The organism is Bradyrhizobium sp. ORS 375 (assembly GCF_000239775.1).
Lineage (GTDB): Bacteria > Pseudomonadota > Alphaproteobacteria > Rhizobiales > Xanthobacteraceae > Bradyrhizobium.
The window spans coordinates 1-20,405 of the sequence record NZ_CAFI01000414.1; the positions used below are offsets into that span (position 1 = coordinate 1).

General features: G+C 65.1%; 20 protein-coding genes. 2 read left to right on the plus strand and 18 right to left on the minus strand.

Going from position 1 to position 20,405, the window contains the following annotated elements:
• Positions 1-184: 184 nt before the first annotated feature.
• The 6 genes from BRAO375_RS27370 to purC all read right to left on the minus strand — a co-directional run bounded on the left by BRAO375_RS27370 (position 185) and on the right by purC (position 5,337).
• Complete coding sequence (locus tag BRAO375_RS27370; protein ID WP_009030679.1) at positions 185-922, minus strand: tetratricopeptide repeat protein; 738 nt, start codon at positions 920-922, stop codon at positions 185-187.
• Between the two features lie 247 nt (positions 923-1,169).
• Positions 1,170-2,444 (minus strand): DUF1236 domain-containing protein, encoded by a 1,275-nt coding sequence (locus tag BRAO375_RS27375; protein ID WP_009030680.1) that lies wholly within the window; start codon positions 2,442-2,444, stop codon positions 1,170-1,172.
• Positions 2,445-2,702: 258 nt separating this feature from the next.
• The gene (locus BRAO375_RS27380; protein ID WP_244423318.1) at positions 2,703-3,356 is read right to left on the minus strand and encodes a hypothetical protein; all 654 of its coding nucleotides are present in this window, start codon (positions 3,354-3,356) and stop codon (positions 2,703-2,705) included.
• Between the two features lie 64 nt (positions 3,357-3,420).
• On the minus strand, positions 3,421-4,122 hold the full coding sequence (gene purQ, locus BRAO375_RS27385) for a phosphoribosylformylglycinamidine synthase subunit PurQ (RefSeq protein WP_009030682.1): 702 nt from the start codon (positions 4,120-4,122) through the stop codon (positions 3,421-3,423).
• 191 nt (positions 4,123-4,313) lie between these two features.
• Positions 4,314-4,556, minus strand: a complete 243-nt coding sequence (purS, locus tag BRAO375_RS27390; RefSeq protein ID WP_009030683.1) for a phosphoribosylformylglycinamidine synthase subunit PurS — start codon at positions 4,554-4,556, stop codon at positions 4,314-4,316.
• Positions 4,557-4,569: 13 nt separating this feature from the next.
• Entirely contained in the window at positions 4,570-5,337 is a 768-nt protein-coding gene (purC, locus tag BRAO375_RS27395; protein WP_008974302.1) for a phosphoribosylaminoimidazolesuccinocarboxamide synthase, read from the minus strand.
• A 310-nt stretch (positions 5,338-5,647) separates the two neighbouring features.
• Here purC and BRAO375_RS27400 point away from each other — a divergent pair, with 310 nt between their 5' ends.
• Positions 5,648-5,965 carry a DUF1476 domain-containing protein gene (locus BRAO375_RS27400; protein ID WP_009030684.1) on the plus strand — a complete coding sequence of 106 codons (318 nt, stop codon included), beginning with the start codon at positions 5,648-5,650 and terminating at the stop codon, positions 5,963-5,965.
• Positions 5,966-6,029: 64 nt separating this feature from the next.
• Here the strand turns inward: BRAO375_RS27400 and cynS are convergent, their stop codons facing one another.
• From cynS to BRAO375_RS27435, 7 genes are all read right to left on the minus strand, one after another.
• Positions 6,030-6,518 carry a cyanase gene (gene cynS / locus BRAO375_RS27405; RefSeq protein WP_009030685.1) on the minus strand — a complete coding sequence of 163 codons (489 nt, stop codon included), beginning with the start codon at positions 6,516-6,518 and terminating at the stop codon, positions 6,030-6,032.
• A 46-nt stretch (positions 6,519-6,564) separates the two neighbouring features.
• Positions 6,565-7,470, minus strand: coding sequence for an ABC transporter ATP-binding protein (locus tag BRAO375_RS27410; RefSeq protein WP_009030686.1), 906 nt, complete (start codon positions 7,468-7,470; stop codon positions 6,565-6,567).
• 245 nt (positions 7,471-7,715) lie between these two features.
• Positions 7,716-8,555, minus strand: coding sequence for a nitrate ABC transporter permease (gene ntrB / locus BRAO375_RS27415; protein ID WP_009030687.1), 840 nt, complete (start codon positions 8,553-8,555; stop codon positions 7,716-7,718).
• 178 nt (positions 8,556-8,733) lie between these two features.
• The gene (locus tag BRAO375_RS27420) at positions 8,734-10,119 is read right to left on the minus strand and encodes a CmpA/NrtA family ABC transporter substrate-binding protein (protein WP_009030688.1); all 1,386 of its coding nucleotides are present in this window, start codon (positions 10,117-10,119) and stop codon (positions 8,734-8,736) included.
• A gap of 96 nt (positions 10,120-10,215) precedes the next feature.
• On the minus strand, positions 10,216-11,091 hold the full coding sequence (locus BRAO375_RS27425; protein WP_009030689.1) for a sulfurtransferase: 876 nt from the start codon (positions 11,089-11,091) through the stop codon (positions 10,216-10,218).
• Positions 11,092-11,140: 49 nt separating this feature from the next.
• On the minus strand, positions 11,141-12,262 hold the full coding sequence (locus BRAO375_RS27430; protein WP_009030690.1) for an acyl-CoA dehydrogenase family protein: 1,122 nt from the start codon (positions 12,260-12,262) through the stop codon (positions 11,141-11,143).
• 33 nt (positions 12,263-12,295) lie between these two features.
• Complete coding sequence (locus tag BRAO375_RS27435) at positions 12,296-12,838, minus strand: OsmC family protein (RefSeq protein WP_009030691.1); 543 nt, start codon at positions 12,836-12,838, stop codon at positions 12,296-12,298.
• A gap of 248 nt (positions 12,839-13,086) precedes the next feature.
• On the opposite strand from BRAO375_RS27435, the gene BRAO375_RS27440 reads away from it, so the two are divergent.
• Positions 13,087-13,767 (plus strand): TetR/AcrR family transcriptional regulator, encoded by a 681-nt coding sequence (locus BRAO375_RS27440; protein ID WP_009030692.1) that lies wholly within the window; start codon positions 13,087-13,089, stop codon positions 13,765-13,767.
• Between the two features lie 230 nt (positions 13,768-13,997).
• On the opposite strand, the gene BRAO375_RS27445 is transcribed toward BRAO375_RS27440, so the two are convergent.
• The 5 genes from BRAO375_RS27445 to BRAO375_RS27465 all read right to left on the minus strand — a co-directional run.
• Complete coding sequence (locus tag BRAO375_RS27445; protein WP_009030693.1) at positions 13,998-14,213, minus strand: hypothetical protein; 216 nt, start codon at positions 14,211-14,213, stop codon at positions 13,998-14,000.
• 27 nt (positions 14,214-14,240) lie between these two features.
• Complete coding sequence (locus BRAO375_RS27450; protein WP_009030694.1) at positions 14,241-15,359, minus strand: DUF2336 domain-containing protein; 1,119 nt, start codon at positions 15,357-15,359, stop codon at positions 14,241-14,243.
• A 153-nt stretch (positions 15,360-15,512) separates the two neighbouring features.
• Positions 15,513-16,931 (minus strand): HlyD family type I secretion periplasmic adaptor subunit, encoded by a 1,419-nt coding sequence (locus BRAO375_RS27455; RefSeq protein ID WP_009030695.1) that lies wholly within the window; start codon positions 16,929-16,931, stop codon positions 15,513-15,515.
• A 10-nt stretch (positions 16,932-16,941) separates the two neighbouring features.
• Positions 16,942-19,059, minus strand: coding sequence for a type I secretion system permease/ATPase (locus tag BRAO375_RS27460; RefSeq protein ID WP_009030696.1), 2,118 nt, complete (start codon positions 19,057-19,059; stop codon positions 16,942-16,944).
• Between the two features lie 302 nt (positions 19,060-19,361).
• Positions 19,362-20,405, minus strand: a 1,044-nt coding sequence (locus BRAO375_RS27465) for a C2 family cysteine protease (RefSeq protein ID WP_035642573.1), incomplete at its 5' end; no start/stop codon positions are given.

Sequence of the window (20,405 nt, forward strand, 5' to 3'; positions counted from 1 at the left end):
GTGCGCTCCCTCTCCCCGTTCTTCACGGGGAGAGGGTTGGGGTGAGGGGCAGCCGCGCGCACCAGACCCGCGGAGAGCCCCCCTCACCCGGATTGCATCTTCGATGCAATCCGGCCTCTCCCCGCACGCGGGGAGAGGCTGAGACTGAGTTCGCCGCTCACAGTGTCCCGTACACGTACAGCAGCTAGCCAGCGATCTGCTTCTCGGCGATCGCGATCCACTCGGCCTGGGCCTTCCGGACGTGGCGGGGTGAGCGCTTCATCTGGATCAGGAGCTCGGTGAAGACGACCTTGGCCTCGTCGACGCGCCCGACCAGCTTGAGCAGCGTGCCGTAGCGCGCCTTCGCCTCGCTGCTCGGCGCGTAGTCCAGCAGCGCCTGGTATTCCTCCAGCGCCTCGTCGGTGCGGCCGGCATCCTGCAAAGCGCGCGCGTACAGCAGATGCGCCTCGGCTGAATTATAGTCCGGCCACGTCTTTTGCAGCTCGTCGAGCGTCGCCAGTGCGTCCGCCGGGCGGCGGCGGGCGAACTGCGCCTTCGCCTTGCCGAGCGCGAAGATCGCCTCGTGGCCCATCGGCAGGCTGAGGATATGGTCGTAGTGCTGCTCGGCCTCGTCATAACGGCCAACCAAGACACATTCCTCAGCGAGCGCGGCCCGGTTGGCGATCGTGTCCGTGACAGCGACGCGATCCGACAACTCGCGGTAGTATTTCTCGGGATCGAGCTTGTTGGCGACGCGCTTGCGCGCCTTCTGGACATCATGGCTGCCGAGCCATTCCGGCACCAGCTCGACCACGATGTAGGCCAGCGCCCCGATCATCGGCACCATCAGGATGATGAAAGCCCAGGGCTGCAGCCGACCGGTTCGCGACGCATGGTAGATCAGCGAAATATCGAGCAGCAGTACGACAAGTGCGACAGGCACGGCAGATCCCCCACTCACGGACCAGGCTTTACACGCCAACGTTGATAGCGTGGCCGGGCGCGGTGGACAATCCCGCGCCCCGCAGGCCCGATCGACGATGCCGGTTTGACGCATCCGGACCACAGCCGGTTCAAACAGCGGGAGCTGTGTCGCGTTCGATGGACGTACGAAAGCCATCCTGTCTCGGAAAAAAGGGCGGAAGCGCGTCACGCTCCCGCCCTCGAACCAGACCCGCCGTAGGGGCTGCTTACTGCTGCTGGTCGATGACCTGCACTACCTTCTGGTCGCGCGGGTCGACCAGGATCACCTGCTCGCCGATTGCCAAATACTGATAGTTGGCGAGCTCCGGATTGGCCCGAGCGAGCTCATCCGGCACGCGGCGCAGGCTCAGGCAGCTCGATCCCGACGACGAGGAGGACGAAGACGTCGTCGATCCCACGGTGCCGGTTTCCGTCGCTGCGCGACGCAGGATCTTGCGCTGATCATCGGACAGCACGATGTGCGTCGAGCTCACGCCATAGCCGCCGCGATCATAGCCGCGGTCGGCGCGCCTGCCATCCTGCGGGATGACATCGACGATCTCGCGGCTGCGCGGGTCGACGATCGCGATCTCGTCATGCACCACCGTGTACTCGTAGCCGCGATATTCCGGCACCAAAGTGACGATGTCGGACGGCAGCGGCCGCGGCCGCACCCGCTCCGGCAGGCGCTCGCCGACATTCACGTTGATATTGATGTCGGTGCGAGCGCGGTCGAAGTCGTGATCGCGCTTGAGCTGATCGACCACACGGGTCTTCTGCTGCTCGTTGACGGATACCTGGGTGCTGGAGCGGCTGCCGTTGGGCTGCGTCTGATTGTTGGCCTGTCCGGTCGCGTTCTGCTGACGCGTGTCGGCCGTGGACGAGCCCGGCTGCTGGTTCTGCTGCGCGGTGGAGTTCTTGCTGTCGGTCCCACCAGGCTGATTGGCCTGCTTGGTGCGGTCGTTGTCCTGCTTGTCGCCAGCCTTGTCAGCGGCCTTGTCGGAGGTGCCGGTCTTGCGCTCGTCCTGGCTCTGCCGGGTCTTGTCCTTGTCGGAGCCGTTGTGATCGTTGCGATCAGCCTCGCGGTCGGACTTGCGGTCCGTCGCGCCCGACTTGGACTCGGCGGCACGATCCTGCTGTTGCTTGGACTCGGCCTTGCTCTTGGTGTCCGATTGCTTGTCGGCTTGCTTGCTGTCGGTGGCCGACTTCGTCTCAGCGCTCTCCTTGGCGCTTTCCTTGGCATCGCGGCCGCGCTCGGCGGCTGCACCGCCCTTGCTCTCGGCGCTCTGCTTCGCGTCATGGGCCGACCGCTCGGACTGATGCTCCTCGCGCGCCGTAGCCGAGGAAGGCTCGCCGCGGCGCTGCTCCTGCGCGCTCTGCTTGGCCTCGGACCCGGCACGTTCCGCCGCCGCGGCGCCGCCCTTTGCCTCGCCCTTGGCCTCAGCGGCAGGACGCGTTGCCTCGCGCGCCGTGGAAGCGGCGGGACCGCCCTCGCGCTTCATTTCGCCCTGAGCCGATGCAGCACCTGATGCCGTGCCGATCGCCAGGATGATTGCGGCCGTTCCCAGCCAGTGTTTCGTCGTCATGAGAGAACCTCCTTGGTTCCCTGCCCCATTCGCGGGCGGACAACGCGAACAGCCGCCCGGCGTTGCCGGGGGCCTGAGAAAAATCGCGCGGAACGATTTCGATGAACGGCGCCTTCATCGAACCCGCATGCGGCAACGGGGCGAAGCGTCGCCCTGATGAGCCGCAGCGCTGAATCATCGCCGCGGCGGCAGCCCCAGCAGGACCATGACGGGAATCGCAAACTGCGCAAAATTGGTGGTGCTGGCTTTGTCGCTGTCCGCCGAGCTGATCAGGCTCGCACTGCCCTTCACTCCGAACAGCACGCCGCTGACCTGATATTCTTTCGTCCCGTCCGGTGCCACCTTTAGGCGTCGCACCCGAAACACCCGCGGTACGTCGGTGCCCTTGTCGCCATCGACGCCGAGAATCGTGGTGGTCTGGCCGGGTACGCGCTGGTCCAGCAGCTTGATCGTCTGCTCCTGGGAGGCACGGAATTGCTCGACCGTCATGGTCGTGTTGGGCGGATAGAGCCGATAGCTGACCTTCGAGCCAGGACCGCACTTGGCGTCCTCGCACAGGTAGAAGGTCACGTCGGTGCCGTTCGGCCGCTGCGGCTTCCAGCCGCTCACCGCGAACGGCGCAGCAGCGGCAGACGGCGCAGCCGCTGGCGTCTCAGCCCGAACCGCACCAAGTCCGATGGCGGCCGAGAGCGACATGGAAACGAGAAGCCAGCGCGGGGCGCGCCGAGCGAAAGGCAGCGTCGACATCAAGGCACCGTCGGGATCGAGGTCAGGGCGGACGTCAAGGACGGTCCGGGAGATGGAGGAACGTCCCGCAACCTCGATCACCAATCGGTCGTTTGTGGGTCCGGCCGGGCGAGCAGCCCGGCTGAGCCGTGACGCAGCGAAGCGATCAGGCCGCGCGGTCGAGATGGGCGACGAGGCCGGCGAACAGACCGCGGCCGTCGGTGCAGCCCATGATGTCCTCGACGTGATTCTCGGGATGCGGCATCATGCCGAGCACATTCCCGCTCTCGTTGACGATACCGGCGATGGAATGCGCCGCGCCGTTGATGTTGCTGAGGTCGCCAACCTCGCCGTCGGCCGAGCAGTAGCGATACAGCACACGCCCGTCGCCGTTGAGCCGCTTCAGGGTCTCCTCGTCCGCCGCGTAGTTGCCCTCGCCATGGGCGACCGGCACGCGGATGACCTGGCCCGCGTTGTAGCCGCGGGTGAACGGCGTATCCGACCGCTCGACGCGCAGATGCACGTCCTTGCAGATGAACTTCAGCCGGTCGTTGCGCATCAGCACGCCCGGCAGCAGGCCGGATTCGCACAGGATCTGGAAGCCGTTGCAGACGCCGAGCACGAGACCGCCTTTCGCGGCATGATCGCGCACGGCATCCATGACCGGTGCTCGCGCGGCGATCGCCCCACAGCGCAGATAGTCGCCGTAGGAGAAGCCGCCGGGGACGACGACGAGGTCGGTGCCCTTCGGCAGCGACGTCTCGGCGTGCCAGACCATCGCGGGCTCATGGCCGGAGATCATGCGCAACGCCCGCGCCATGTCGCGTTCGCGGTTGATGCCGGGGAAGACGAGGATGGCGGATTTCATGATCTTCAGGTGCTTGCTCGTGGATCGCTCCCTCGCAATGCCGCGAGGGTCTTTAAGTTTGACGAAGACTCCTCGTTCAACGCTCGTACGTTGGCAAGAAGCTCATCGACTGAGTTTTCGACACGGACCAGATCACGCGATATCTCCAGCAACAACTCGTAGATCTCGCGGTTGGTTACGGCCATATCGCCCTACCCCAGCAGCTCCACCCGGTAATTCTCGATCACCGTGTTGGCGAGCAGCTTGTCGGCGGCGGCCTTCAGCGCCGCCTCCGCCTGGGCCTTGTCGGTGCCGGCGAGCTCGATGTCGAACACCTTGCCCTGGCGGACCGACGCGACGCCGTCGACGCCGAGCGATTTGAGGGCGCCCTCGATCGCCTTGCCCTGGGGATCGAGGATGCCGGTTTTGAGTGTCACCGTGACACGCGCTTTCACGTCTTGATTCCCTTTAGCTCTTGACCAGGACCGGGCCGGAGCCCGCCGGGCGCTCGTTCTCCATGAGGATGCCGAGACGCTTGGCGACCTCGGTATAGGCCTCCAGAAGGCCGCCAAGATCACGACGGAAGCGGTCCTTGTCGAGCTTCTCGTTCGACTTGATGTCCCACAGCCGGCAGGAATCGGGGGAAATCTCGTCGGCGACGATGATCCGCATCATCTCGTTCTCGAACAGCCGGCCGCACTCCATCTTGAAGTCGACCAGGCGGATGCCGATGCCGAGGAAGAGACCGGTCAGGAAGTCGTTGACGCGGATGGCGAGCGCCATGATGTCGTCGATCTCCTGGGGCGTCGCCCAGCCGAACGCCGTGATGTGCTCCTCCGATACCATGGGATCGTTGAGCTGGTCGTTCTTGTAATAGAATTCGATGATCGAACGCGGCAGCTGGGTGCCTTCCTCGATGCCGAGGCGCTGCGACAGCGAGCCCGCCGCCACGTTGCGCACCACGACCTCGAGCGGGACGATCTCGACCTCGCGAATCAACTGCTCGCGCATGTTGAGGCGGCGGATGAAGTGGGTCGGCACCCCGATGTCGTTGAGGTGCTGAAACAGGTACTCCGAGATCCGGTTGTTGAGGACGCCCTTGCCTTCGATCACCTGGTGCTTCTTGGCATTGAAGGCGGTGGCGTCGTCCTTGAAGTGCTGGATCAGGGTGCCCGGCTCCGGACCTTCGTAAAGGACCTTGGCCTTGCCTTCATAAATGCGACGCCGACGGCTCATTGGGATGTACCGTGTTTTGTTGAAATCCATGAAATGGTGGGCTCCGGATGACTTTGGACAGGACCACGACGGAGCTGCCGCGAGGGCCTGGATCTCTACGGAAACAGAACAAGAACCGGGCCGGTTCGAACCTATCCCATTGGGGTCCCGAGCACAATCGATCCGGACCTCCGGATCTCAGTTTTACCGGCCTTCCTGCGGCCTCGTGCCCGTTGTATTGGCGTTGTGTTCCAATTATTTAGGCATGCGGCCACCGCCCCGCAACCGCCTGCGCGGTTAACCCTTTTCGGCAACACTGGAAGTTCCGGCTATGACCACGTTCGACAAGCGCGAGGACGCGTTCGAGAAGCAGTTCGCCCACGACGAGGAATTGAAATTCAAGGCGGAAGCCCGCCGCAACAAGCTCCTCGGCCTGTGGGCGGCCGAAAAGCTCGGCAAGTCCGGCGCGGACGCCGACGCCTATGCCAAGGAGGTCATCGCGGCCGATTTCGAGGAGGCCGGCGACGCCGATGTCGTGCGCAAGGTGCTGGGCGATCTCTCGGCCAAGGGTGTCACCGAGGCCGATATCCGAGCCAAGATGAGCGAGCTGCTGGCGACGGCGGTGGCGCAGATCAAGGCTGGGCAGTAACGACAGGCGAATAGCGAATTGGGAGTAGCGAACGGGGAGACCTCTGTTCGCTACTCCCCTTTGCCTACTCTTCCTTGAAGCCATATTCCGGCACGTTGCCACTGGCGCCGTAATATTTGTACGGCAGGAACTTGCCCGACATCGTGATCTTGACGCGGTCGCCCTTGGCGTTCGGCAGGCGCTCCATCACCATGTCGAAATCGATCGCCGACATGATGCCGTCGCCGAACTCCTCCTGGATCAGCTCCTTCCAGGCCGGGCCGTTGATCATCACCAGCTCGTAGAAACGGTAGATCAGCGGATCGGTCGGCGGCATCTGCACGCCCTCGCCGCGCATCGGCGTCTCGTTCAGCATCGCGATCTCGGACTTCGACAGCCCGAACAGCTCGCCGGCATTGGCGGCCTGCGGCTTGGTCAGCTTCATCTGGCCGAGAACGGCGCCGACGATCAGCACCTCGGAATAACCGCCGATCTTCTCGCAGATGTACTTCCAGCTCCAGCCCTTCTCGCGCTTGATGTCGAGCAGCTTCTCAGTGAGGTCGGATCGCTTCATGCTTGGTCTCCCTTGATGGGCTTCGTTGACAGGTTTCTTCTAAGCGTCAGCGCGCGGCGGCCTGCGGCGCATCGCTGTCTGCCGGCTTGGACGCGACGATGGTCGGCTCGGTCCGGCCGATCTTCACCACCGGCACCTTGCGCGGATCATGATCCGGCGTCTCCGCGACGAAGGTCTTGCTGCGGCTGACCAGGAAGTCGATGATATGGTTGCGCAGCGCGTAGTAAAGCGGATGACGGTGCAGATCACCGCGCAGCCGGTCCTTCGGCAGCGGGTTCTCGACGATCTCCGCGAGCACGGCGCCGGGCCCGTTGGTCATCAGCACGATCTTGTCGGCAAGATAGATCGCCTCGTCGACGTCGTGGGTGATCATGAACACGGTCTGCCCGGTCTCGACGCAGATGCGCCGGACCTCGTCCTGCAGGGTGCCGCGCGTCAGCGCGTCGAGCGCCGAGAACGGCTCGTCCATCAGCATGATCTTCGGCGTGATCGACAGCGCCCGTGCAATGCCGACGCGCTGCTTCATGCCGCCGGACAGCTCCGACGGCCGCTTGTGCTCGGAGCCGGCGAGGCCGACCAGCTCGATATATTTCAGCGCATGCGCCTTGACCTTGGCCCGATCCCATTTGCGCCATTTCGAGGAGACCGCATAGGCGACATTGCCGAGCACCGTCCGCCACGGCAGCAGAGCATGGCTCTGGAAAATCACCGCACGGTCGAGGCTGGGGCCTTCGATGGCCTGGCCGTCGACGACGACCACGCCCTCGCTCGGCGCATCGAGGCCAGCGAGGATATTGAGCACCGTCGTCTTGCCGCAGCCGGAATGCCCGATCACACAGACGAACTCGCCGCGGGCCATGCCGAGCCAGAGATTCTCGAAGATCGTCGTGCTGCGCGTGCCCTCGTAGCGCTTGGCAATGCCTTCGATCGAGATGAACTTGTCCGATGTCATCGAGCGGCCTCCGCGACGGCTGTGCGCCCCCTCTCCCCGTTCTTCACGGGGAGAGGGTTGGGGTGAGGGGCAGCGGCACGGGCGGTGCGAGCCATCTGAGAAGATGAGTGGCTAATGCGCCAGGCGTGAGTGTCGGGAGACCTGTACCCCCTCACCCGGATTGCATCTTCGATGCAATCCGACCTCTCCCCACAAGCGGGGAGAGGTAAGAGCGCAGCGTCGCTTGGGATCACCAGTATCATCCTCTACTCCGGAAACGTCACGAGCCGCGAGACGCGGGCGAGGAGCTGGTCCAGCACCATGCCGACGACACCGATCAGCAGGATGGCGATGATCACGTTCGTGATCGACAGGTTATTCCACTCGTTCCAGACGAAGTAGCCGATGCCGGTGCCGCCGACGAGCATCTCGGCCGCGACGATCACGAGCCAGGCGATGCCGATCGAGATCCGCATGCCGGTCAGGATCGTCGGCGCGGCCGCCGGCAGGATGACGGTGAAGGCGCGGCGAAAGTTTCCGACCTCGAGCGTGCGCGCGACGTTGATCCATTCCTTCCGCACGCTCGCGACGCCGAAGGCGGTGTTGATCAGCATCGGCCACACCGAGCAGATGAAGATCACGAAGATCGCCGAGAGGCTGGAATCCTTGATGGTGTAGAGCGCCAGCGGCATCCAGGCGAGCGGCGAGATCGGCTTGAGGATCTGGATGAACGGATCGAGCGCCTTGCTTATCAACGGCGACATGCCGATCAGGAAGCCGAGCGGAATCGCGATGGCGACCGCGATCAAATAGCCGAGCATGACGCGGCCAATCGAGTAGGCGAGCTGGATGCCGAGACCCTTGTCATTCGGCCCATTATCGTAGAACGGCCGCTTCAAATGCTCCCAAAGCTTGGCGCCGACATCGAGCGGCCCGGGCATGGCGGACTTGCCTTGCGTGGCGGTCATGCCCATCAGCTTGGCGTATTCCGGGCTCATGTTGGCGGCCGCGCCCGTGCTACGCGTGGCGATGTGCCACGCGCCGAGGAAGACGGCGAGCAGGACGATGGAGACGACGGCAGCGCGGAGACGGAGTGAGGTGGTCATCAGCAGCCCCACCCACCGCCGTCATCCCGGCGAACGCCGGGATCCATAACCACCGAATTCAATGGCTGGATAAGATTGCCGCTACCGCCCCCGCCCCAAGCGAGGTCACGGCGTATGGGTCCCGGCGTTCGCCGGGACGACACCGGTGGTGTGACTGGCAGCGTCGCCTCCATCGCCATCACGACGCCTTCTTGATCTTGAAGCTTGCGACATAATCGTCCGGCTTGGTCGGATCGAAGCTCTTGCCCATCACCGAGAACGACTTGTAGGAGTCCTTCGGCGGCGCGAGCCCCATGTCGGTCATGACCTTGCGGGTGTCGGTGGCGAGATAGATCTGCTCGGCGACCGCCTTGTAGTCGACGTCGCCCTTGATCTGGCCCCAGCGCTTCATCTGGGTCAGCATCCACACCGCGAAGGACTGCCACGGGAACGGATCGAAGTCGACGCGCTTCGGGTCGGTCTTCACCCCACCGAGGCCGTCGGCATAGGTGCCGGTCAGCACCTGCTCCAGCACCGTGACCGGCGCATTGATGTAGTTGGCCGGCGCGATCGCCTCCGCGATCTGCTTGCGGTTCTCGGCCTTGGACGCATAGGCGGTGGCGTCGACGATGGCGCGGGTCAGCGCGGCAAAGCTGTTCGGTGCCGACGTGATGAACTCGCGGCTGGCGGCGAAGCTGCAGCAGGGGTGGCCGTCCCAGATCTCCTTCGAGAGGATGTGCAGATAGCCGACACCGTCATAGATCGCGCGCTGGCAGATGTTGTCGGGGGCGAGGAAGCCGTCGATGTTGTCGGCCCTGAGATTGGCGACCATCTCCGGCGGCGGCACCGAGCGCAACTGCACGTCGGTGTCGGGATCGATGCCGTGCTCCGCGAGATAATAGCGCAACAGGTAATTGTGCATCGAATAGTCGAACGGAATGGCGAATTTCATGCCCTTCCAGTCCTTCGGATCGCGCTTGTCCTTGTGCTTCATCGACAGCACGATGCCCTGCCCGTTGATGTTCTCGATCGCGGGCACGGTGAACGGGATCGGCTGCGCGCCCAGGCCGAGCGAAATCGCGATCGGCATCGGCGCCAGCATATGCGCGGCGTCGTATTCCTTGTTGATCGTCTTGTCGCGGATCACGGCCCAGCCCGCGGTCTTCACGACCTCGACGTTGAGACCCGCCTTGGCATAGAAGCCAAGCGGTGCCGCCATGATGATCGGCGTCGCGCAGGTAATCGGAATGAAGCCGACCTTGAGATCCTTCTTCTCCGGCGTGCCGGCCTCGGCAAAAGCTTCGGTCGCCGTCTTCAGCGGGAAGAACTGCGAGACAGCCGCAAGCGCCGTCGCGGCGCCGACCGATTTCAGGAACGCACGCCGCGTGGTGACTTCCGGAAACACCGCGCGCAGCACGGCCGAGGCAACGACGTTCTCGTAGCGTTTCTCTTGCGACGCCACGACAGGCTCACAACGCAGCGCCAGCGTGGCGTGCTCATGTTCTGCCGGGCTGCGATGCTGGCCGCAAATACAACCGGCATTCACGCGGGAATCGGCGTCGAACGGATCATCGAAAATCGACATGTGCTGCGCCCCTTTGTCACACCTGCGCTCTCAGCGCCTTCAAACTGCTCATCCGGCCGCAATTTTCAGCGGCCGGACATGCACCTCATGCAGCTTCTATGCCGCTTTGCTGGTCATCGCCGGCATTGGGAGACCTTCCTCGATCGGCAGCGACGGGTCGCGCGACCACTCGTTCCACGAGCCGAAGTACATGCGCACATCCTTCACGCCTGCGTTCTTCAGTGCGAGGAAGGTGTTCGACGCGCGGGCGCCCTTGAAGCAGTAGAGATAGACCGGCGTGTCCACGGTGATGCCGACTGTGGCGCATTCGGCAAGGATCTCGTCCTTCGACTTGAAGCGCGGGCCTTCCGCGGTCGGCTTCATCATGCGGTACCATTCCAGCCACACGGCGCCGGGGATGCGGCCCTTGCGCGGACAGAAATCCTTGCCGTAAGGCGAGGACGAATCGCCGATCCACTCGTCGACGTCGCGCACGTCGAGAATGGCGATCGCGGGATTGCCCACGGCAGCCAGCATCGCCTTGGCATCGATCAGGATGCTGCCCGCCTCCGGCACGATCGCGAACGAGGCCTTGGTCGGCGACGGCACGTCGGTCGTGACCGGCATGCCCGCGGCAACCCAGGCGTCGTAGCCGCCATGCAGCACCTTCACCTTGGGATAGCCGAGCATGGTGAGCAGGAAATAGCCGCGGCACGACTGGCCGAAGCCGGAGTTCATCGACTGCTCATAGACCACGGCGGTTTCCGCGCCCGACAGGCCGGCGGCGCCGAATGCGTCGGCGAACTTCGTCTTCAGCTCCGCGATGCCCTCGGGCGTCGACGTTGCGAGATAGGTGAAGATCTCATGGACGTTCACGGCGCCGGGAAGATGGCCCGCAGCGTAGGCATCGGGATTGCGGGTGTCGATGACGACACACGGCTCGGTCTTGATGAAGTCAGCGAGTTCGCCGGCAGTAATCAGTACGTCCGTCATGGCAGGCCTCTCCTGGTCTAAACTTCGTTGTTTGCCGTTCTCGCCGGCGTCAGCCGTCGGCGAGCATCTTGCGGAGCTGCTTGGTCGCGGGGGTGACGATCGCGACGAAATAGGCCTCGCGCAGGCGACGCTCGGCGCGATTGCCCTTGAGATAGCCGCGCGCTCCGCAATGGAGCATCGCGGCGTGAGCCGCAGCGACGCTGGCCTCGCCGGCGCGCAGGCGCAGCGCGACGACCTTGCGCCAGTAGGTCTCGTCCCTGTTGTAGGGGTCGCTGGCGAGTTCGGCCGTCTCGCGGGCGAGTTCGTCGGCGAGCGCGCTGAAATCGACCGGCTGTTGCGGCAGATAACGGTTGACGTGGCCGAGCGGCGCCTCGACCTCCTGCATGATCTTGATGCAGTCCTTGATCAGGCCGAGCGCCATGCCGGCCTGCAGCAGGATGAAGCCGGCACGGATCTTCTTGACGAATGGCCCCGCCGGGTCGGCGAGGATCAGCTCATCCGGCACGAACAGGTCACGGAACTGGATGCCGTAGGTGCCGGTGCCATCCATTGCGAGGAACGGCTGACACGGCTGCAAGGTCACCGCCGGATCGGCGCAATCGGCGACGAACATCACGATCTCGCCGGGCGCATCCTCTCGCTCGAAGATCGTGCCGAACATGTGGTCGGGCCCGAGATTGGAGACCCAGGGCAGCGCGCCACGCACGACGTAGCCGCCTTCGACCTTCCGGCCCCTCAATTTCAGCTTCTCGATGCCGAAGAAGCTCTTCATTGGATTCGAGAGACCGGTGCCGCCGAGCATCCGGCCGCTGGCGGTATCGTCGAGCAGGCGATCGACAAGCGCCTTGTTGTCGGAGTTGGCGACGTACCAGACCAACGTGTTCTGGCACCACGCCATGAAGGCCGAGGCGCCGCAGACCTCGCCGATCGCCGCGATCGAGGCGATCGCACTGTTCAGATCGGCCTTGCCGCCGTCCGGCAAATGGCTGCTCCACGCACCGACCTCGCCAAAGCGGCGGAGCACGTCGGCCGGATACACTGTTCCGGCGTCGATGCCAGAGGCGAGCGGCGCGAGCTCGTTGCGCGCGATCGCCGCCACCTGCTCCACGGTCGGCGGCACGGGCATGACGCCCGCACCATCGACCGCCAGATGCTGTCCGAGTGAACCCATGACGTCCTCCGCTGCGCTGGCGTCGAAGCCGCCTTAGACGCCCACTTCGAGATTGACGGGGCGCGTGAAGGTGTTGGCGACCGGCGACCACTTCTTGACGTGATCGATCAGCGCCTTGACCTCCTCTTGCGGAATGCCCTCGCACTCCATGTCGACCTTGACGCGCACGTCGGTGAAGCCGACCGGCTTCTCGCTGACGTCACCGGTGCCCCACACCGCGGTGATGTTGAGATCGCCTTCGAGCTCCAGCTCGAGCTTGTTCACGGTCCAGCCGCGATGCACGGCATTGGCGTGCAGGCCGACGGCGAGGCACGACCCGAGCGCGGCGAGCGACGCCTCGGACGGATTCGGCGCGGTGTCGTCGCCCAGCAGCCCCGGCGGCTCGTCGACGATGTAGGGCGCGAGGTTGCGGATGTAGTTGGCGTGGCGGAACTTGCCCTCCGCAACGGTTTTGCACTTCAGGGTCTTGATGACCTTGGGGTTGGCCTTGCCGTTGGCGATGAGCTGTTCGAGCCCGTTCTTGTCGATGGGTGCGAGGCAGCCCGTGAGGGCCGTCTTCTGAACCACAGCGGTCATCTCATTTCTCTCCCTGGGATCGAGGATACCGAACGGTCTGTTTCCTGCACGAAGCGTGCCAGAGCGCCCGGATTTCGAAAGGCAGAATGATCCTCGCGGCTTAGGCGGACATGGCGGAATTCCGCCGACCGCCGCCTGCCCAAGCGCGATGCACAGTGCTGCCGTCAGCGATGAAATAGAGCGCAGCACTGCCTCATCCGCATCAGCGGCCTTGCTGACTCACGCGCACAGCGATTAAGCTTGCGCACATGGGCAAGTCAGCTGCGGGCAAACAATCAGCCAAGAAGCAGGCGATCGCGCGGACGATCGTCGCAAGTGATGATGAGTCGGCGCGCGGCCGCCTGCTCGGCGCGGCGACGCGGCTGTTCTGCAAGAACGGCATCAACGCGACCGGCATCGACGCCATCATCAGCGAGGCCGGCACGGCCAAGACCACTCTCTACAAACTGTTCGGCTCGAAGACCGCGCTCGTCACCGCCGTGCTCGAAAGCGAAGGCAAGCAGTGGCGCGAATGGTTCATCGCGGAAATGGAGAGCGGCGGCGGCGACGCCGAGACCAAGCTCACGCGCATCTTCCCGGCGCTGAAGAGCTGGTTCAGCGAGGAGCGCTTCTACGGCTGCCCCTTCATCAATGCGGTCGGCGAGCACGACAAGGACCAGAAGCAGTTCCGCACCATCGCGATGCGCCACAAGAAAGTGGTGCTGGCGCATATCGAGAAGCTGGCGCGCGAGATGGGCGCGGCCGAGCCCGAGAGCTTCGCGCATCAGCTGGCGCTGCTGATCGACGGCGCCATCGTCGCCGCGATGGTGTCGCGCAATCCGGAGGTCGCGGATACGGCGGGACTGGCCGCGAGCGCGTTGTTCGAGCCGGCGAAGCACAAGACGACCAAGCGCGCTGGAAAAGCTGATCCGCAACTTGCGGCGGTCTGAGCCAATCTCAACGTAGCCGTTACGTCACGCTTTTATCTCGGCTACGAGCTGTTCGTTTGAGGAGAGCTATTTCGGCGCGTCATTGCGAGCGCAGCGAAGCAATCCAGAGTCCCGCTCACCACGCTGGATTGCTTCGCTGCGCTCGCAATGACGAGGCGAGATCGTGCCTTGCTTACGCGGATCGTGGGGCCGCGCGGGTCCGGCCGTTTAGGGAAGCCCCGAGGCGAGACCTAGCGGAAATAATCCGCCACGCGCTGCAAATCCGCGTCATCCGCGCCCGCGCCGTTGAGGCTCGCATCGATGATGCGGCGGCAGGCGGCGACGGTGACTTCGTCGCCGAGCTCATTGGCGGCTTCGAGAACGTGCCAGGCGGCATCGACCGCAGCGCGGTCCACGGCGGCGCGCGGCCGCGGTCCGCTGTGGAGATGAAGTCCCATGCCATTCATCCGCGGTCACCTCTCTCGCTTCAGACCTCAATGCGCCACGGCGCGTGGCGCATGCATGCCGCCGGCCTTCCCGGCATTCTTTCGCGACTGATAGAATTCGAGCACGCTGCGCGAGGTCTGCGTCTGCAGCCGGGTATAGCTCCGCTCCAGCTCGTCCAGCTCGCCGGCGGTGATGCGATGCTCGCGCGCGCCCAGGAAGGCCAGCGCCATCATCGTGTCCCAGCAGAAGCCGAGCGCCTTGGCGAGCATCAGCAGCACCTCGCGGTCGCGGTCGAACAGCGCCCGATCAACCACGTCGACCGGCAGTCCCGAGAGCAGCGACAGACCGATGGTGACCTCCTCGACCTTGTGCGCCGTCGCATAGCCGGCGATGGTGCTCTCGTGCAGATTGCCGAGGCGATGCTGGATCCTCACGGTGCGCTTGGCGACGAAGTAGTTGCGCGAGCCGGGCCCGAACTTCGACTGCATTTCGCCGGCGATATTGGCGACCGAGCTCTCGATCTCGCCGAGCAGTTCGGGACGTTCGCTCGCCAGCCGCTTGCCGACGTCGTCCGACGCCTTGGCGATCAGCTGCTGAAACAGATGCCGGGGGATGTCGAGCCGGCGGCCGAGATGCTCGGCCAGGATGGAATCATTCTCGGCCCGCTTGACCATGTGCAGGAAGCCCGAGCCCGAGAACTGTGCGCCCTGGTTGCGCGCCACCGCGGTGGCGACCTCGCGGTCGCCGCGCCGCGCCAGCACGTCCGTCACCGCGGGGCTCAGCGTCTTGCGCTCGGCGATCGCGAGCAGATGCGCCTGGCTCTTGGTGCTGGCGTTCTCGACCAGTGCCGCATCGTCGAGCCGCTCGGACTCGCGCAGCACCGGGCCGGCAACCCAGATCTCGTCGTCGAAAGCGAGCTTACGGATGACGCTGGCCGGCGAGTACTCGATCCTGGCGAGACGGTCGGCGAGCTTGGCGCGGGCCTCCACCTCGATCTCGTCGGCGAGCCGGCCGATGATTTCGCCGAAGGTCGCGATCTCGTCCTCGACATAGCGACCCGCGAGCAGAAGGTCGGTCGCATGCCACAGCGCCCGCTCACGGCTGTCAGCCGTGCCCCGGGCGATCGCGTCCTCGAGATCGCGCAATACCGATCTGGTCTCGTTCATGATGACAAGCCACAACACTGCAATGAGGAAAGCCAATGCCGGGAACATACCTCCCGAACGCGAGCGTTGCGTAAGCGACTGCGTGCGGATTTGACGGTACGTTTTTGCTCAAATGCGCCGGAGCCCGTTAAGCATGCCGGCCGGCTCGCGCGCTCAGCGCTCGCGCATGGCGTCGTGGACGTGCTCGCGCAGGGGTGCCAGCAGGAAATCAATGATGCGCCGCTTGCCGGTCAGGATCTCGGCCTTCACCGACATGCCCGGCACCAGCGCCGCGGCGCGGCCATCGACGTCGAGCGTCGCACGATCGAGCGCGATGTGGACCATGTAGCGCAGCCGCTCGCTGGCCTCGACGCGATCGGTCTGGTCGGCCTGGCGCTCGGCGCCCTGCACGCCATTGGGATTGACCGGCGCCGCTTCGGCATCGCGGTCGACGGAGGTCACCTTGCCGCCGAGCAGGCCGTAGCGCGTGAAGGGAAAGGCATCGACCTTGAGCTCGACGCGCTGGCCGGCCTCGACGAAGCCGACGTCGCGGTTCTCGACCACAGCCTCGACCTCGATCCGGTCGTCGTCGGGCACGACCGACAGCAGCTGCTGCGCCGGCGTGACCACGGCGCCCGCGGCCGCGACGTGCATCTGCTGCACGGTCCCGTCGATCGGCGCGCGCAGGGTCTGCAACTCAGCGCGGCGCGTCGCCTTGGTGAGCGCTTCGCCGGCGGCCCGGGCGCGCTCGCGCGCGGTGGCCAGGTCGCGCATCGCCTTGTCGCGCATGTCGGCCTCGGTCGCCGCGATCTTCTGATCGAGTCCGGCGATGGTGGCATCCAGCGCGATGATCTTGGCCTTGTTGATCTCGAGCTCCGAGCGGGTCTCCACCAACAGCTGCTGGCTCTCCAGCCGGGCGATGATCGAGGCATTGCCGATCTCGCTCGCCTTGGTGCGGATGTCGGCGCGCTGCGTCACCATCGGCAGGGTCTGCTCGTATTTGGCCACCGTCTGCTGCAGCGCCTCGCGCTCGGCGATGTGCTGCGCCCGCTCCTGAGCCAGCGCTGCCAGCTGACTGGCGCGCATCGCGATCTGCGCGGTCAATTGGGCCTGTGCGCGCGCGCGCTCAAGCGGCTCAGCGCCGGCCACCAATTCGAACGGTCCATTTTTGACACCATCGAGAAACGCCGCCAGCCGCACTTCATCCAGCAGGCTCGCGATCAGGTCGCTGCGGGCGCGGTCGGCCTCGGCGGTAACCGCGGTCTTGTCGAGCTCGATCACCGGATCGCCGGCGCGCACGCGCTGGCCGGGCTGCACCAGCACGGCCTTGACGCTGGCGCTCTCGAACGGCTGCACCACCTGGGTGCGAGTGTGCGAGATCACCTTGCCGCTGGCGACGGCGACGATGTCGACATTGCCGAGCACGGCCCAGCCGAGGGCGGCAAAGGTGACGGTGCACAGCGCCAGCGCGGTGATGCGCCCGAGTGGATTGGGCGGCGTCTCGGTGATCTCGAGGGCCGCGGGGAGAAACTCCTGTTCCGAGGTCTTGCCGCCGAAGGACAGGCCACGCAGAAGGCTTGCAGGTGTGCTCATCGCCCTCTCCTCAGCGGCCGGCGGACTGGATGCGGTGCAGGTTCGCGTAGCGGCCGCCGCCGGCCACGAGTTGTTCATGGGTGCCATCCTCGACGATGACGCCGTTCTCGATGGTCAGGATGCGGTCGGCGCTGCGCACCGTCGACAGCCGGTGCGCGATGATCAGCACGGTGCGGCCGCGCACGATGTCGCGCATATTGGCCTGGATGATGCTCTCCGATTCGTAGTCGAGCGCCGAGGTCGCCTCGTCGAAGATCAGGATCCGGGGATCGCCGACCAGCGCCCGCGCGATCGCGATGCGCTGGCGCTGGCCGCCGGACAGCGACACGCCGCGCTCGCCGATCACGGTGTCATAGCCCTGCGGCATGCGGCAGATGAACTCATGCGCGCCGGCGAGCTTGGCGGCCTCGACGATCCTCTCCATCGGCAGCGCCGGATCGGCCAGCGCGATGTTGTCGCGCACCGAGCGATTGAACAGCACGTTCTCCTGCAGCACCACGCCGATCTGCCGCCGCAGCCATGATGGATCGAGCACGGCGGTGTCGATACCGTCGACCAGCACGCGCCCTGCTTCCGGCTGGTACAGCCGCTGCGCCAGCTTGGCGATCGTGCTCTTGCCGGAGCCGGAGGGACCGACGATGCCGACCACCTGCCCTGCTCCGATCTTCAAGGAGACCTCGCGCAGCACCGGCTGGGTATTGAGCCCGTAACGAAATGTGACGCGCTCGAACTCGATCGCGCCCGCGAGCGGCGGCAGGTTCTGCTCGGCACCGCCGCTATGCGCCTCCACCGGCGTATTCAGGATGTCGCCGAGCCGCTCGACCGACAGCCGCACCTGGTGGAAATCCTGCCAGACCTGGACGAGCCGCAGCACCGGGCCCGACACTTGGTTCGCCAGCATGTTGAAGGCGACGAGCTCGCCGACTGTCATTCTGTTGGCGATCACGAGGCCGGCGCCGACAAACAGCGTCAGGGCGCCGACGCCCTTGTTGAGCAGGCTCGCGGCCTGGCTCGCCCAATTGCCGATCTGCGAGGCCGAGAACGAGGCGCCGACATAGCTCGCCAGCTGCTCCTCCCAGCGCCGCTGCATCAGCGGCTCGACCGCCATGGCCTTGATGGTCTCGACGCCGGTGACGCTCTCGACCAGGAACGCCTGGTTCTCGGCGCCACGGCGGAACTTTTCGTCGAGCCGGGTGCGGAACGCCGGCGTGGTCGCGAGCGACAGCAGCGCATAGACCGGCAGTGTGGCGCAGACGATCCAGGCCAAGGTGGAGCTGTAGAGGAACATCACGCCGATGAAGACTGCGGCAAAGGCGAGATCGAGCACCAGCGTGATCGAGGACGAGGTGATGAACTGCCGGATGGTCTCGAGCTCGCGCACCCGCGCCACGCTGTCGCCGACGCGGCGGCTCTCGAAATAGGCCAGCGGCAGCCGCATCAGATGCCGGAACAGCCGTGCGCCGAGCTCGACATCGATACGGTTGGAGGTGTGGGTGAACAGATAGGTCCGCAGGCCCGACAGCACCGCCTCGAACAGCGCGATCAGCGCGAGGCCTGCGACCATCACCTCCAAGGTCGACAGGCCACGATGCACCAGCACCTTGTCGATCACGACCTGGAAGATCATCGGCGTCGCCAGGCCGAACAGCTGGATCACGAACGACGCCAGCAGCACCTCGATCAGGATGCGGCGATATTTTCCGATCGCGGCGACGAACCAGCTGAAATTGAACCGTCGCGCGGTATCCGACAGCTCCGCGCGCTTGGCGATCAGGATCAACTGGCCGGACCAGATCGCTTCGAATTCAACAAAGACGAGCAGACGCGGCCCCCCATCGTTCAGGCCCTGGATGAGGACGCCGGTCTCGGTCACCTTGCCGATCACGGCAAAGCCGCCGTCCCGGAGCACGGCGACCGTCGGCAGCGGCGTGGACTTCAGCCGCGCGATCTTCGAGCTGATGAGCTTGGCCTTGACGGGAAAGCGCGCGGTGGCGCGCAGCAGATCATCGACCGAGAGCGCATCGCTGCGGCCGGCCTCGTGTTGGATGCGGCCGGGATCAGCGACGATGCCGAGGAGGTGCAATGACAGCGCCAGCGCCCATGCGCCCTGATCCGTACACGCCTGCATCGACTTGATCCCACCTCTCGGTCCGACGTCCCCGCCGCCACCCTCCGCGGCCCGCGTTCGCATGGCGTTAAGTCGGATACTTAACGGGGAATGCATGACCTTGCTGGCCACAACCAGGACACCCGACGTGCCGCCTCACAAGATGCCGATCAGTCGCGGCCTCCCTCGTCATTCCGGGTTCAAGGCCTACGGCCTTGCCCCGGAATGACAGTGGCGATGGACGCAGCAGGACGACGGGCTGGTACGACAAGACCGCCCCAGCTGCGCCGGGGCGGTCCATTGTCAGTCGCCTAAACGCCGGATCACGCCGCCATCGGCATCGCCAGCGTACGCTGCTGCAAGGTCTGGCCCTGCGTGAACGCGACGTTCGCCGAGCCGCCGTCACCAAGCGAGGCGATCGCCTGGACGAAGCCGGAGGCGGCGCCGAAGAGATCGTTGACGTCGGATGTCAGCTTCAGGCCCGACGACGTCGTGGTCGTCGCCGCCGCGAGCTTCTTGGCATCGCCGACATTGTCAATCGTGATGGTGTCGCCGGCCGCCAGCAGGGTCGCGAGGCTGACCTCGAACGTGGTTTGCCAATATTGACCCGCCGCCGAGCCCCAGGGGTTGCGGACCTGCAGCATGCCGGTGGCGCTGTTGTAGCCGTAGATCGACATCGCGTGATTGGCGACCAGCGTGGTCTTGCCGGTGGCGTCCTTGGCGTTGGTGTAGGACGACAGGATCACGTCGTCGCCCGCCGCTAGGCTGGCGGCGATGGTCGCCAGCACGCTGGAGGTCGCGTTGCCGGTGGTGTAGTTTGTCACGCCGAACGACGAGTTGTAGACGACCTTGCCCCACGATCCGCCCATGGCGCGGAAGTCGGTGATCTGGGTGGCGCCGGTGATCGCCTCCAGGGCGATCTCGGGCGCGCCGCCATTGCCGATCGTGGTGTAGGAATTGCCGTAGTTGATCGAGTTGCCGGTGTAGACGCCGCTGGCCTGCAGCTCGGCATAGGCCTTCTCGGCGAGGCTCGCCCAGATCGCGCTGCTGCCATTGTTGAAGATGTTGCCGCCATTGGCGAGCGCCGTGTTCACCGTGACGTAGCGCGCTGTACCGTTGACGTAGAAGCGCACACCATAGGTGTTGTTGCCATTGACGGTGAACATCGAGGAGATGACCGACTGCTCCTTGTAGGCGACCTCGGCAAGGCCGGCGAGCAAATAGCAGTCGCCCAGATAGCCCTGGTTGATGTCGTTCATGCTGGCGCCGGCGGCCGAGAACAACGGCTTGGTCGAGTTCGAATACGACACCGAGAACTGTGTGCTGCCGAGAATCACCTTCGACGACGGCAGGTCGGTGCCGAGGAA

Coding starts and splice junctions, on each gene's coding strand:
- BRAO375_RS27375 (WP_009030680.1), bottom strand. CDS start 2,444: ATGAAGCGCGAGGGCGGTCCCGCCGCTTCCACGGCGCGCGAGGCAACG.
- BRAO375_RS27425 (WP_009030689.1), bottom strand. CDS start 11,091: ATGACGGACGTACTGATTACTGCCGGCGAACTCGCTGACTTCATCAAG.
- BRAO375_RS27420 (WP_009030688.1), bottom strand. CDS start 10,119: ATGTCGATTTTCGATGATCCGTTCGACGCCGATTCCCGCGTGAATGCC.
- BRAO375_RS27445 (WP_009030693.1), bottom strand. CDS start 14,213: ATGAATGGCATGGGACTTCATCTCCACAGCGGACCGCGGCCGCGCGCC.
- ntrB (WP_009030687.1), bottom strand. CDS start 8,555: ATGACCACCTCACTCCGTCTCCGCGCTGCCGTCGTCTCCATCGTCCTG.
- BRAO375_RS27435 (WP_009030691.1), bottom strand. CDS start 12,838: ATGACCGCTGTGGTTCAGAAGACGGCCCTCACGGGCTGCCTCGCACCC.
- BRAO375_RS27455 (WP_009030695.1), bottom strand. CDS start 16,931: ATGAGCACACCTGCAAGCCTTCTGCGTGGCCTGTCCTTCGGCGGCAAG.
- BRAO375_RS27400 (WP_009030684.1), top strand. CDS start 5,648: ATGACCACGTTCGACAAGCGCGAGGACGCGTTCGAGAAGCAGTTCGCC.
- purC (WP_008974302.1), bottom strand. CDS start 5,337: ATGAGCCGTCGGCGTCGCATTTATGAAGGCAAGGCCAAGGTCCTTTAC.
- cynS (WP_009030685.1), bottom strand. CDS start 6,518: ATGAAGCGATCCGACCTCACTGAGAAGCTGCTCGACATCAAGCGCGAG.
- BRAO375_RS27460 (WP_009030696.1), bottom strand. CDS start 19,059: ATGCAGGCGTGTACGGATCAGGGCGCATGGGCGCTGGCGCTGTCATTG.
- BRAO375_RS27440 (WP_009030692.1), top strand. CDS start 13,087: ATGGGCAAGTCAGCTGCGGGCAAACAATCAGCCAAGAAGCAGGCGATC.
- BRAO375_RS27410 (WP_009030686.1), bottom strand. CDS start 7,470: ATGACATCGGACAAGTTCATCTCGATCGAAGGCATTGCCAAGCGCTAC.
- purQ (WP_009030682.1), bottom strand. CDS start 4,122: ATGAAATCCGCCATCCTCGTCTTCCCCGGCATCAACCGCGAACGCGAC.
- BRAO375_RS27450 (WP_009030694.1), bottom strand. CDS start 15,359: ATGAACGAGACCAGATCGGTATTGCGCGATCTCGAGGACGCGATCGCC.
- BRAO375_RS27430 (WP_009030690.1), bottom strand. CDS start 12,262: ATGGGTTCACTCGGACAGCATCTGGCGGTCGATGGTGCGGGCGTCATG.